The sequence below is a fragment of the Pseudomonas flexibilis genome (assembly GCF_000802425.1).
GTDB classification, from domain to species: Bacteria; Pseudomonadota; Gammaproteobacteria; order Pseudomonadales; family Pseudomonadaceae; genus Serpens; species Serpens flexibilis.
Genome location: NZ_JRUD01000020.1, coordinates 131,102 through 143,191, shown reverse-complemented (window position 1 = coordinate 143,191; position 12,090 = coordinate 131,102). Strand labels below are relative to the sequence as shown.

The following is a 12,090-nucleotide window of genomic DNA, read 5'->3' as shown; positions in this document are numbered from 1 at the left end:
GCACAACGCCGCGCTGGCGGCCGCGCGCAAGGGCCACTGGAAGCAGTTGTACGAGCAGTATCAGGCGCGTGGCCTGAAGAAGACCCAGGCGCTGGTGATCCTGGCCCGCAAGCTGGCCAGGATCGCCTTTGCCCTGATGAAGAAGCGGGAGGATTACATCCCTCGAACTGCCTAAAAGCGCTTGCAGGGCAACATAGAATCTCCTACACAGCGTCCCCGGTCTCTTGCTCCCGCAGACAAGCATCACCAGACGTTGGGCTCGATCTCCAGCTCGACACCGAAGCGCGCGGCAATGTCCGCCTGGATGCGCCGCGCCAGGGCCAGCAGCTCGGCGCCAGTCGCCCGGCCATGATTGACCAGCACCAGCGCTTGCTTGTCGTGCACGCCGGCATCGCCATCCCGATAGCCCTTCCAACCGGCCTGCTCGATCAGCCAGCCGGCGGCCAGCTTCACCCTACCCTCACCGGCCGGATACGCCACCAGCCCGGGGTACTGCTCGCGCAAGCGAGCCGCGTGGTCGGCCGGTACCAGCGGATTCTTGAAGAAGCTGCCGGCATTGCCCAGCACCGCCGGATCGGGCAGTTTCTCGCTGCGGATCGCACAGACCGCGCGACTGACATCCCGTGCCGTGGGCGCCTCGCAGCCCTGTGCAGCCAATTGCTGACGCAACGGACCATAGTCCAGTCGCAGCTCGGCGTGCCTGCTCAGGCGAAAACGCACACGCAGGATCAGCCAACGCCCGGCCTGGCGCTTGAACAGGCTGTCGCGATAGCCGAAGGCGCAGTCCGCCAGCGAGAAATCGCGCAGCTCGCCGCTCTGGCGCTCCAGCGCGGTCAGGCCGGCAAACACATCCTTGATCTCCACCCCGTAGGCACCGATGTTCTGCATCGGCGCGGCGCCAACGGTGCCGGGGATCAGGCTGAGGTTTTCCAGGCCGCCCAGGCCCTGCCCCAGCGTCCAGAGCACGAAGGGATGCCAGGGCTCTCCGGCCTCGGCCTCGACGATCACAGTTTCGCCATCGTCATCGATCACCCGCTTGCCCAGCAGCGCCATGCGCAGCACCAGGGCGTCCTGGTCGCCGGTGAGCAGCAGGTTGCTGCCGCCGCCGATCAGGCGCAGCGGCCAGCCGTTGCGCGCAGCCAGCGCCAGCGCCTCGCGCACCTCGGCTTCGTCACGCGCCTCGGCGAAATGCGCGGCACGTGCAGCCACACCGAAGCTGTTGTAGGGCTTGAGGGACGGGTTTTCGATGATGGTCAGGCTCACAGGCGCCCCTTGATTTCGGCCAGCAGCGCCTCGCTGGCCTGTTCGATCAGATCCAGCACCTGCTCGAAGCCGTCGGCGCCACCGTAGTAGGGGTCCGGCACCACGCCCCGGCCCAGGCCGTAGCGACGCAGCAGCAGATCCAGTTCGGCGCGCGCACTGTCCGGCTGGATATCCTTGAGGCGCAACAGGTTGTCATGGTCCATGGCCAGGATCAGGTCGAAGCGTTGGAAATCCTCGACGGTCACCTGCCGGCCCCGCAGCGAGCTCAGGTCATAGCCGCGCTGCAGGGCGGCCCGGCAGGTACGTGGGTCAGGACTCTTGCCCACATGCCAGTCGCCGGTGCCGGCGGAATCGATATGCACCCGATCAGCCAGCCCGGCGGCGCGCACCCGATGACGAAACACGCCTTCGGCGGTCGGCGAGCGGCAGATGTTGCCCATGCAGACGAACAGGATGTTCATCCTCAGGCTCCCAGTAGACGGCGCACGCGCTCCAGGTCTTCGGGTGTGTCCACCCCGGTCGGCGGCGCCTCGAGGGCGTCGGCGACATGAATGCGCACGCCGTGCCAGAGGGCACGCAACTGCTCCAGGGATTCGGTCTTCTCCAGCCAGCAGGCGCCCCAGGCGACAAAATCGTGCAGGAAGCCGGCGCGGTAGGCGTAGATGCCGATGTGGCGGCGGTAGGGCACGCCCTCGGGCAGCTGTTCGCGGCTGCTGGCGAAGGCGTCGCGGGCCCAGGGCAGCGGCGCGCGGGAGAAGGTCAGCGCCAGGCCGCTCACATCGCTGACCACCTTGACCACGTTCGGATTGAACAGCGCCTGCACGTCATGGATCGGCTCGGCCAGGGTGGCGATACCGGCCTGCGGGTTGGCCGCCAGGTTGGCGGCTACCTGGTCGATGATCGCCGGGGGAATCAGCGGTTCGTCGCCCTGCACGTTGACCACGATGGCGTCGGCCGCCAGGCCCAGCTGGCTGGCCACTTCGGCCAGACGATCGGTGCCGGAGTCATGGTCGGCGCGGGTCAGCAGCACCTCGGCGCCGAAGGCGCGACAGGCCTCGACGATGCGCGCATCGTCGGTGGCCACCACCACCCGGGCGGCGGAGGACTTGCAGGCCTGCTCCCAGACATGCCGGATCATCGGCTTGCCGGCGATGTCCTGCAGCGGCTTGCCGGGCAGGCGGGTGGAGGCGTAGCGGGCGGGAATGACGACGGTGAAAGCCTGGCTCATTTACGGGTGTCCAGGCGCTCGTCGACGGTCAGGGTACGGGCTTCGCTTTCCAGCATCACCGGAATGCCGTCGCGAATCGGGTAGGCCAGGCCGGCGCCCTTGCTGATCAGCTCGGTCTTGTCCTCGCTGAGCTGCAACGGGCCCTTGCATACCGGGCAGGCCAGGATATCGAGCAGTTTCGGGTCCATCGGGAAATCCTCACGAACAGGGAAGGCGCTCCGGCAGCAGGCGCACCAGCTGGGTGTCGAACCAGGCGACGAAGGCCGGCGACGGCACGGCATCGACCGCCAGGTACCACCAGTCGTCGGCGGCGAAGTCACGGCATTTGACCGCATCCTTCTCGGTCATCAGCAGCGGCAGCGGCGGGCTGAAGGTCAGCTGCTCGGCGTCGTACTGCGCATGATCGGCGAAGGGATGGGCAATCGGGCGCCAGTGTAGCGCTTCGAGGGTGGCGAAGAAACGCTGCGGGTTGCCGATGCCGGCCACCGCGTGCAGGCTCTGGTCCGGGGGGAAATAGCCGAGCGGGCGGCGCGCGCCGCTGTTGACCTGCACCAGCTCGGCCGGCTGCAGGTGAAAGGCGTAGCCCTCGGCGCGGTCGTGGGTCGCACCATTGAACAGCACGGCGTCCACGCTTTGCAGGCGTTCCTCGGGCTCGCGCAAGGGACCGGCCGGCAGGCAGCGGCGGTTGCCCAGGCCACGCGCAGCATCGATCAGCACCAGCTCCAGGTCCCGTGCCAGTCGGTAATGCTGCAGGCCGTCGTCGCAGAGGATGAGATCGACCGGCTCGCTGTCCAGCAGCGCGCGCACCGCCCTGCCCCGATCCGGGTCGATGAACAGCGGCACACCGGTACGGCGCACGATCAGCGCAGGCTCATCGCCGGTCATCGCGGCGTCCTGCTCGGGCAGCACCCGCCAGGGCAGACTTGGCGGCTTCGCGCCATAGCCGCGACTGACCACGCCGACCCGTAGTCCACGGGCGCGGCAATGCTGGATCAGCCAGAGAATCAGTGGGGTCTTACCGGTACCGCCGACGGTGATGTTGCCGACCACGATGACCGGCACCGGGGCGCGATAGATCTCGCCGTGGCCCGCCACGAACGCGGCGCGCTTGCGGCGCACCACGCGGCGATAGAGGGATTCGAGAGGGCGCAACAGGCCCAGCACCGGATGATTGCGTTCCTGGTACCAGGCCTTCAGCAAGCGATCGGAAAGACTCATCAGGGCGTCGCCTGGGCCTCGACCGTGGCGATGCGCAGCCGCGAGAAGCCGAGTTTACCGGCGGCGTCCATGGCGATGATCACCGCCTGATGCGGCGTCTTGCCATCGGCGCTGATGGTCAGTGGCAGGCTGTTGTCGCCTTCCGATTCCCGTTGCAGGGAGGTCATCAGGCTGTTCAGGTCGCTCTGCACCAGGGCCTTGCCGTTCACCGAGAAGCTGCCGTCGGCGCCGATCAGCACTTCCAGCGGCCGCACCTCAGCGTCCTCGGGCGGCGTGCCGCTGGCGGCCTCGGGCAGGTCCACCTTGAGGCGGGTTTCCCGGGTGAAGGTGGTGGTGACCACGAAGAACAGCAACAGGATGAAGACCACATCGATCAGGGGGGCCAGACCGATCTCCACGTTGTCCCGCTGTCTGCGCCGGAATTTCACGCCTTGCTGCCCTCGCGCTTGTTGCTCTCGGCCAGGTCGACGCTGCGCTCACCGTGCACCACGTCCACCAGCTTGATGGCTTCCTGTTCCATGCCGACCACCAGCTCATCGACGCGACGCTGCAGGTAGCGATGGAAGAACAGTGCCGGAATGCCGACCATCAGGCCCGCGGCGGTGGTGATCAGCGCCTTGGCGATGCCGCCGGCGAGCAGCGGCGCGTTGGCCATGCCCGAGCCCATGAAGGCGCTGAAGATGTCGATCATCGCCAACACCGTACCGAGCAGGCCGAGCAGCGGGGCGATGCCGGCGATTGTGCCCAGGGCGTTGAGATAGCGTTCCAGGTCATGAATGACCCGCGAAGCGGCTTCCTGGATGCATTCCTTCATGATGTCGCGGCCGTGCCGGGAGTTGGCCAGCCCGGCGGCGAGGATCTCGCCCAGCGGCGAGTTGGCGCGCAGTTCCTTGAGGCGCTCGTGGTTGAGCTTCTTGTCCTTGATCCAGCGCCAGACCAGACCCAGCAGATGCGGCGGGGTGACCCGCGACGGACGCAGGGTCCAGAAGCGTTCGACGATAATGGCTGCGGCCGTGACTGAGCAGAGAATGATCGGCAGCATGATCCAGCCGCCGGCTTTAACCAATTCCCACACTGTGGCAATCCTCCGGAAAAGTGCGCGCCACTCTACCACAGGGTGATTCGTCAGCCGACCGCCCGGCTTCTCAGTTTTTTCGCCAGAAACGCCGCTCGGAGCGCCAGCCTTGAGCGCTTGCGCGGCTACCCAGGCTAATGCGCAGGGCGCCATCCGTCACATTGTCATGGAGCTGCACGCCCTGCCGGACATAGCGGGCCAGTACCTGCGGATGGGGATGACCGAAGGCATTGTGCGCGCCGCGCGAGAACAGCACGGTCGCCGGCGCCACGGCGGCGATGAACGCCGGCGTCGAGGAGAAGCGGCTGCCATGGTGCGGCGCCAGCAGCCAGTCGGCGCGCAGGTCGAGGCCGCTGCCCAGCAGCACCGCCTCGGCGCGGGCATCGATGTCGCCGCTGAGCAGCAGCCGCTCGCCGCCGGCCTCGACCCAGAGCACACAGGAAGCGTCGTTGCCGCCGCGCGCCTGCGGCCAGCGCCACACCTGGAACGCCACGCCATCCCATTCCCAGCGCGCGCCGGACGGGCAGGCTTGCGCGCTCAAGCCGGCCAGGCGCTGCGGCTCGCCGCTCCACAAGGTGGCGCCCGGCATGTGGCGCAGCACTGCCGCCGCCCCGCCAGCATGGTCGTTGTCGCCATGGCTGATCAGCAGCGTATCCAGGCGCTGGATGCCCAGCGCCCGCAGCGCCGGCAGCACCACGCGCTCGCCCAGATCGAAATCACCGAATCGCCCGGCGGCGTCGTAGAGCAGCGCATGCTCGCGGGTGCGGACCAGCACTGCCAGGCCCTGCCCCACATCCAGTTGCCAGACCTCCGCCTGCCCCTCCGGCAACGACGGACGCGGAGGAAACAGCAACAGCAGCGCCAGTGGCAGACCGAGCAGGCGCAGCGGCACGCCCGCCGGCAGCAGCACCAGCACGACACCCAGCGCACCGAGTGCCCAGACCCAGGCCGGCAGGTGCCCGCCCAGCCAGGCCGGCAACAGCGCCGCCAGCCATTCCAGCAGGCGGAACAGCAGCTCCAGCGCCCCGCCCGCCAGCCACCAGAGGCCCTCGGCCAGCGGCGCCATCGGCAGCAGCAGTGTGGCCAGCAGCGCCAGGGGCACCACCAGGAAACCGACCCAGGGCACAGCCAGCAGGTTGGCCAGCGGACCACTGACACTCACCGGCAAGGCCAACGCCAGCAGCACCGGCAGCAGCCCCAGCGCGGCGGCCCACTGGGCGCGCCCCAGGCTGCGCCACCAGGGCCAGCCACCCAGTCGTCCGGAAAACACCAGCAGCAGCACGCCCACCGCCGCAAAGGACAGCCAGAAGCCGGCCTGCAGGCTGGCCAGCGGCTCGATCAGCAGCACCAGCAGCAACGCGGCCAGCAAGGGCGTCCAGATGCCCAGCTGGCGATAGCGCAGCCGCCAGAGCAGCACCAGGGCGAGCATCGCGCAGGCGCGCTGCACCGGCACGTCGAAGCCGGCCAGCCAGCCGTAGCCGAGCGATGCCGCCAGGGCCAGCGCGCAGGCCCAGGGCAGCCAGGGCAGGAACCCGGGCCAGACTCCCAGGCGCGCCAGACCGGCCACCCCGCCGTAGACCAGCAGAGCGATCAGGCCGATGTGCTGGCCGGAGATCACCATCAGGTGCACGGTGCCGGTGTCCTGCAGCACCCGCCACTCGGCGCTCGACAGCCCCGAACCGTCGCCCAGCACCAGCGCCACCAGGCCGCCTTCGCGGCCGAACGCCGGCATGGCCAGCAGCCGCTGACGCAGGCCGTCGCGCCAGGTGTGCACACCCTCGGCTTCCGCCAACCGTTCCCCACTCTTCACCGTGCCGGTGGCGCCGATACGCTGGGCGAGCAGCCAGGCCTCGTAATCGAAGCCACCGGGGTTCAGCATGCCGTGGGGCCGCTTGAGATGCACCGCCAGGCGCCAGCGCTCGCCACTGTGCAGCGCCGGCCCCTGCGGCCAGCTCAGGCGCAGCCGGGCGGGCAGTTCGGCGCGTCGCGCGCTCGGCTCTTCCAGCACGAAGCGCACCACGCCGTCACGTTGTTCCGGCAGGCCGACCACCTCGCCCTCCAGCCAAAGGATGCGACCGTCCAGCTCAGGACTCAGCCGGTCATCCAGCGCCAACTGCGCCGAGGCGCAGGCCCAGGCCAGGCCAAGGGCGAACAGCCCCAGTGGGTAGCTGCGAAACGGGAGCAGCAGTACGCCGACCGCGGCCATCAGCAGCAGCCAGGGCGTTCCGGGCAAGTCAGGAAGAAAGCGCAGGGCCAGCAGGCCCGCGCCCAGCGCCAGCATCCCTGTGCGCATCGGGTTCTCCGCCGGGGGCGTCCGTGCCTCCGGTTGGTGGCTGGGGGTGAAGCGTTACTCGTAACGGAGCGCTTCGGCCGGCTGGGTGCGCGCCGCACGCCAGGCCGGATACAGGGTAGCCAGGAAACTCAGGACCAGCGCCGCCGTGCAGATCAGCGCCACATCCAGCCATTGCAGGTCGGAGGGCAGGTAGCTGACGAAATAGATGTCGGAACTGAGGATCTGCTGGCCGCTCAGGCGCTCCAGCCAGCCGACCAACTGGCTGACATTCAGCGCCGTCAGCACACCGAGCACGCCGCCCAGCGCGGTGCCCACCAGGCCGATCAGCGTTCCCTGCACCATGAAGGTAGCCATGATCTGCCCGGGCGTGGCGCCCAGGGTGCGCAGGATGGCGATGTCGGTGCGCTTGTCGGCCACCACCATGATCAGCGTGGCGATGATATTGAAGGCGGCCACCGCGATGATTAGCAGCAGCAGCAGGCCGATCATGGTCTTTTCCATCTGCATGGCGGCGAACAGGCTGCCCTGGGTGCGCGTCCAGTCGCCGATCCGGTAGCCGTCGCCCAGCTGCGCGCTGAGCTCTGTCGCGATGCGCGGCGCCGCGTCCAGGTCGGTGACCGCCAGACGCAGCGCCGGCACCTGACCGGGCTCCAGGCGCAGCATCTGCGCGGCATCGGCGATGTGCACCAACGCCAGCGAGCCGTCCAGCTCGGCGCCCACCTTGAAGATACCGGCCACGGTCAGGCGCTGCATGCGCGGCGTGACACCGGCGGCCGAATCGCTGGCCTCGGGCACGATCAGGGTCAGCTTGTCGCCGATGCCGAGGGCGAAGCGCCGGGCGATCAGCTCGCCGATCACCACGCCGTAGTCATCCGCCCGCAGGTCGCTCAACGCGCCGCGCAGCATGTGTCGGCCGACGATCGACACGTCATCCTCGCGGGACGGATCGATGCCGTTGACCTGCACCGGCAGCATGCCGCCCTTGTAGGCGAGCATGCCTTCCAGCTCGGCCAAAGGCACCGCGCCGGTGACTTGCGGGTGCTCCTGCACACGGGCGGCCACCGCCTGCCAGTCGTCCATCGGTTCGGCGGCGGTGAGCGTGGCGTGCGGCACGGTGCCGAGGATGCGCCCGCTCATTTCCTTCTGGAAGCCGTTCATCACCGACAGCACCACGATCATGGCCAGCACGCCGAGGGTCAGGCCCAGCATCGAGGTCAGCGAGATGAAGGAGATGTAGTGGTTGCGCCGCTTGGCCCGCGTGTAGCGGGCGCCGACGAACAGGGCCAGGGGTCTGAACATGCGCCCTACTCCGCCACCAGGCGGCCTTCGGCCAGCCGCAGCACGCGGTCCATCTGCCGCGCCAGCTCGGGGTCGTGAGTCACCACCAGGAAGGCGGTGTGCAGCGACTGGCTGAGTTCCAGCATCAGCTCCTGGATGCCCTGCGCGGTATGCCGGTCCAGGTTGCCGGTGGGTTCGTCGAGCAACACCAGCGCCGGGCGGTTGACCAGCGCACGGGCGATGGCCACGCGCTGACGCTCGCCGCCGGACAGCTCGGACGGCTTGTGCTCCAGGCGATGACCGAGGCCGACCCGCGCCAGCAGCTCGCTGGCCTGCCGGCGCGCTTCGGGAATCGGCGTCTTGCCGATCAACAGCGGCATGCAGACGTTCTCCAGGGCGGTGAATTCCGGCAGCAGGTGATGAAACTGGTAGACGAAGCCCAGGGCCCGGTTGCGCAGCAGGCCGCGGGCCTTCTCGCCGAGGGCCGAGAGTTCCTCGCCAGCCAGCCAGACGCTGCCCTTGCTCGGGGTATCGAGCCCGCCCAGCAGGTTGAGCAGCGTGCTCTTGCCCGAGCCGGAACTGCCGACGATGGCCACGCGCTCGCCGGGCAGCAGCTCCAGCTGCACATCGCTGAGCACTTCCACCGGCTGCGGGCCTTCCTCGTAGCTCTTGCCCAGGTTGCGACAGCTCAGCACCGCCTTGTCACTCATAACGCAAAGCCTCCGCAGGCTGGGTGCGCGCCGCACGCCAGGCCGGATAAAGGGTGGCGAGAAAGCTCAGCAGCAGGGCCGAGCCGCAGACCATCAACACATCGTCCAGCAGCAGCTGGGACGGCAGGTAGTCGATGAAGTACACCTCGGCGCTGAGGAATTTGTGGCCGAGCAGGCGCTCCAGCGCGGCGATGCCGTCGCTGATGTTCAGCGCCGCGAAGATACCCAGCAGCGCGCCGAGCAACGTGCCGACCACGCCGATCACCGTGCCCTGCACCATGAAGATGCCCATGATGCGCGCCGGCGAGGCGCCCAGGGTGCGCAGGATGGCGATGTCGGATTTCTTGTCGGTGACCACCATCACCAGGGTGGAAATGATGTTGAACGCGGCGACCGCGACGATCAGCAACAGCAGCAGGCCGATGATGGCCTTCTCCATGCGGATCGCCTGATAGAGGTTGCCGTGGGTCCGGGTCCAGTCGCGGGCGAAGAAGTCCTCGCCCAGGCTGCCGGCCAGCAGCCAGGACAGGCCAGGCGCCTGGAACAGGTCGGCGAACTTCAGGCGCAGGCCCTGCACCTGATCCGGCCGCCAGCGCTTGAGGCGCGCGGCGTCCTCGATATGGGCGAGGGCCAGGAAGCCGTCGATTTCGCCGGCGCCGACATGGAAGATGCCGGCCACGGTGAAGCGCTTCATGCGCGGGAACATGCCGGCCGGGGTCACCGCCACCTCGGGCGCGACAAAGGTGACCTTGTCACCGATCTTCACGCCGAGCTTCTCGGCGGCGCGGTCGCCGATCAGCAGACCGAACTCACCCGGCTGCAGTGACGCCAGGCCGCCTTCGACAAAGAACTGGTCGACAATCGACACCTGGGACTCACGCTGCGGGTCGACGGCGTTGATCAGCACTTTCTGCACCTGGCCCGCATTCGTCAGCAGCCCCTGCATCTGCGTGTAGGGGGCCACCGCCAGCACCTCGGGGTGCTGCTGCAGGCGCTCGGCCAGCGCCGGCCAGCCACTCAGCGCCTGGCCGGTTTCCAGGCTGGCGTGCGGCACCATCCCCAGCACCCGCTCGCGCATCTCGCGGTCAAAGCCGTTCATGACCGACAGCACCAGAATCATCACCATCACGCCCAGGGCCAGACCCAGCATGGAGGTGAGGGAAATGAAGGAAACGAAACGACTGCGGCGCCGGGCACGGGTATAGCGGGTGCCGATGAAAACTGGAAGCGGTCTGAACATGAAGGAGGAAACGTCCGTTCGGCCATGAAAACCGCCTCTTGCGGGGCGGGCGAAACATCCCGGCACAGGTGCGTCTGGCCATCTGGCCGTTGGACGCCGGGCGTCTTACACTCTGGCGACCCCAAGTTTGCCATCGGATCGCCATGCCCATGCAAGACGCAGATCGCCGCGAATACTACCGCATCGAAGACCAGGTCGCAGTGCAAATCGTTCCGCTGGCGGACGACGGCGACACCGCGCTGCCGGAGGATGCACAGCTGTTCAATCTGCTCGGCGAACTCAGCCTGCTGGACTTCGAGGCCCAGCATCTGCTGCGCCAGATGGGCGAGCGCGACCGCCTGACCGGCAGCCTGCTGCGGGTGATGAACCGGCGTATCGACCTGATCGGTCAGGCCATGACGCACGGCCTGCAGGCACAGTTCGGCGTACCGCAGACCGTCACCCTGAGTGAAGGCGGCATCAGCTTCCAGCATGCCGAGGCGCTGGAGCGCGATGCGCTGGTCGGCCTGCGCCTGCTGTTGATGCCCCATGGTCTGGGCCTGCTGCTACGGGCACGGGTCGCGCACTGTCAGCCGCTGTCCGAAGGCAGCTACCACATCGGCGCGGAGTTCGAAGCGTTGACCGACGCACAACGCCAGCTGCTGGCCCGGCATATCCTGCAGAAGCAGGCCCAGGCCCGTCGCCAGGCCCGCGAACTCTCCGATCAGCCATGAGAATCCGCGCATGACCCGCCTCGTTTTTCTGCTTGCCCTGCTGCTGCCCTTTTCCGTTCCGGCCGACACCCTGCGCGTGCCGGTGGGCCAGCAGGGGGATCCCGGCCTGCACCTCCCTCGGCAGGGTGAAAGCCAGCAGGCAGTCGAAGCCCGCTTCGGTCAACCCGAAACCCGCCATCCGGCCGTTGGCCAACCACCCATCGGCCGCTGGGACTACCCCGGCTTTTCCGTGTATTTCGAAAGCGGCAAGGTGATCGACAGCGTTCGCCACCCGCGACCCACCCCCCCTGCGCAGGGCCAGTGACCCTGCCACTGGAGATTGCATGACCCTGATCTACGGCCACCGCGGCGCCAAGGGCGAAGCCCCGGAAAACACTCTGGCCAGCTTCCGCAAATGCCTGGAGCACGGCGTCACCCGCTGCGAGCTGGACCTGCACCTGTCGCGTGACGGCGAGCTGATGGTGATCCACGACCCGACCCTCAAGCGCACCACAGGGCGGCGGGGCAAGGTGGCCGAGCACAGTGCCGAGGAGCTGCGCAGCTACGATGCGCGCCTGGGCGGCCCGGGCTGGCCACAGCCGACGCCGATTCCCACCCTGGCCGAACTGTTCGAGCAGTGCCCGTTCGAGCACTGGCAACTGGAGGTCAAGAGCGCCTCGCGCGAGCGCGCCAGCCGCACCGTCAAGGCAATTCATGCGCTGACCGAACGGTACGGGCTGGCCGACAAGGTCACGGTGACCTCCAGCTCCCGCGTGGTATTGCGCGCCCTGCGCCACTGGGCCCCTGAGCTGTCGCGCGGCCTGGTGGCCGAATATGCCTGGCTGGACCCGCTCAAGGTGGCGAAGCAGTACGGTTGCGACCTGCTGGCCCTGAACTGGACGCTGTGCACCCCGGAACGCCTGCTCAAGGCGCAGCAGCAAGGGCTGCATGTGTCGGTATGGACGGTCAATGAGCCGGCGCTGATGCGCCGCCTCGCCGACTTCGGGGCGGACAGTGTGATCACCGACTTCCCGGGGCTGGCGGTGGAAACGCTGGGGCTCGCGTAGCAGGTAGGGCGGACAACGCTTGTCTG

General features: G+C 68.2%; 14 protein-coding genes and 1 pseudogene. 4 read left to right on the top strand and 11 right to left on the bottom strand.

The window, feature by feature from the left end; all coding sequences use genetic code 11:
- A pseudogene (locus SF06_RS18775) lies at positions 1-175 on the top strand (IS110 family transposase); the annotation flags it as partial.
- Positions 176-243: 68 nt separating this feature from the next.
- Here SF06_RS18775 and murB read toward each other — a convergent pair.
- The 11 genes from murB to SF06_RS13665 all read right to left on the bottom strand — a co-directional run bounded on the left by murB (position 244) and on the right by SF06_RS13665 (position 10,305).
- Complete coding sequence (murB, locus tag SF06_RS13715; protein WP_039562089.1) at positions 244-1,263, bottom strand: UDP-N-acetylmuramate dehydrogenase; 1,020 nt, start codon at positions 1,261-1,263, stop codon at positions 244-246.
- Positions 1,260-1,724: a low molecular weight protein-tyrosine-phosphatase gene (locus tag SF06_RS13710; RefSeq protein WP_039562088.1), complete on the bottom strand. Its 465-nt coding sequence runs from the start codon at positions 1,722-1,724 to the stop codon at positions 1,260-1,262. Before SF06_RS13710 ends, murB begins: the two co-directional genes overlap by 4 nt.
- Before the next feature lie 2 nt (positions 1,725-1,726).
- Complete coding sequence (kdsB, locus tag SF06_RS13705) at positions 1,727-2,491, bottom strand: 3-deoxy-manno-octulosonate cytidylyltransferase (protein ID WP_039562085.1); 765 nt, start codon at positions 2,489-2,491, stop codon at positions 1,727-1,729.
- Positions 2,488-2,679 carry a Trm112 family protein gene (locus SF06_RS13700; RefSeq protein ID WP_027589337.1) on the bottom strand — a complete coding sequence of 64 codons (192 nt, stop codon included), beginning with the start codon at positions 2,677-2,679 and terminating at the stop codon, positions 2,488-2,490. The genes kdsB and SF06_RS13700 overlap by 4 nt, the downstream gene beginning before the upstream one ends.
- Positions 2,680-2,689: 10 nt before the next feature.
- On the bottom strand, positions 2,690-3,709 hold the full coding sequence (gene lpxK, locus SF06_RS13695) for a tetraacyldisaccharide 4'-kinase (protein ID WP_039562083.1): 1,020 nt from the start codon (positions 3,707-3,709) through the stop codon (positions 2,690-2,692).
- Positions 3,709-4,137 carry an ExbD/TolR family protein gene (locus SF06_RS13690; protein ID WP_039562080.1) on the bottom strand — a complete coding sequence of 143 codons (429 nt, stop codon included), beginning with the start codon at positions 4,135-4,137 and terminating at the stop codon, positions 3,709-3,711. The genes lpxK and SF06_RS13690 overlap by 1 nt, the downstream gene beginning before the upstream one ends.
- Complete coding sequence (locus SF06_RS13685; RefSeq protein WP_027589334.1) at positions 4,134-4,784, bottom strand: MotA/TolQ/ExbB proton channel family protein; 651 nt, start codon at positions 4,782-4,784, stop codon at positions 4,134-4,136. Before SF06_RS13685 ends, SF06_RS13690 begins: the two co-directional genes overlap by 4 nt.
- A 70-nt stretch (positions 4,785-4,854) precedes the next feature.
- Positions 4,855-7,077 carry a DNA internalization-related competence protein ComEC/Rec2 gene (locus SF06_RS13680; RefSeq protein WP_039562075.1) on the bottom strand — a complete coding sequence of 741 codons (2,223 nt, stop codon included), beginning with the start codon at positions 7,075-7,077 and terminating at the stop codon, positions 4,855-4,857.
- A 54-nt stretch (positions 7,078-7,131) separates the two neighbouring features.
- Positions 7,132-8,376, bottom strand: a complete 1,245-nt coding sequence (locus SF06_RS13675; protein WP_039562073.1) for a lipoprotein-releasing ABC transporter permease subunit — start codon at positions 8,374-8,376, stop codon at positions 7,132-7,134.
- Between the two features lie 5 nt (positions 8,377-8,381).
- Positions 8,382-9,065 (bottom strand): lipoprotein-releasing ABC transporter ATP-binding protein LolD, encoded by a 684-nt coding sequence (gene lolD, locus SF06_RS13670; protein WP_027589331.1) that lies wholly within the window; start codon positions 9,063-9,065, stop codon positions 8,382-8,384.
- Positions 9,058-10,305, bottom strand: a complete 1,248-nt coding sequence (locus tag SF06_RS13665) for a lipoprotein-releasing ABC transporter permease subunit (protein ID WP_039562069.1) — start codon at positions 10,303-10,305, stop codon at positions 9,058-9,060. Before SF06_RS13665 ends, lolD begins: the two co-directional genes overlap by 8 nt.
- 143 nt (positions 10,306-10,448) lie before the next feature.
- On the opposite strand from SF06_RS13665, the gene SF06_RS13660 reads away from it, so the two are divergent.
- The 3 genes from SF06_RS13660 to SF06_RS13650 are packed head-to-tail and all read left to right on the top strand — an operon-like array spanning position 10,449 to position 12,064.
- Positions 10,449-11,018 carry a PilZ domain-containing protein gene (locus SF06_RS13660; protein ID WP_027589329.1) on the top strand — a complete coding sequence of 190 codons (570 nt, stop codon included), beginning with the start codon at positions 10,449-10,451 and terminating at the stop codon, positions 11,016-11,018.
- Positions 11,019-11,028: 10 nt separating this feature from the next.
- Complete coding sequence (locus SF06_RS13655; RefSeq protein ID WP_027589328.1) at positions 11,029-11,322, top strand: hypothetical protein; 294 nt, start codon at positions 11,029-11,031, stop codon at positions 11,320-11,322.
- Between the two features lie 19 nt (positions 11,323-11,341).
- A complete protein-coding gene (locus SF06_RS13650) occupies positions 11,342-12,064 on the top strand; it encodes a glycerophosphodiester phosphodiesterase (protein WP_039562067.1) in 723 nt (240 codons plus the stop codon).
- Positions 12,065-12,090: the final 26 nt, after the last annotated feature.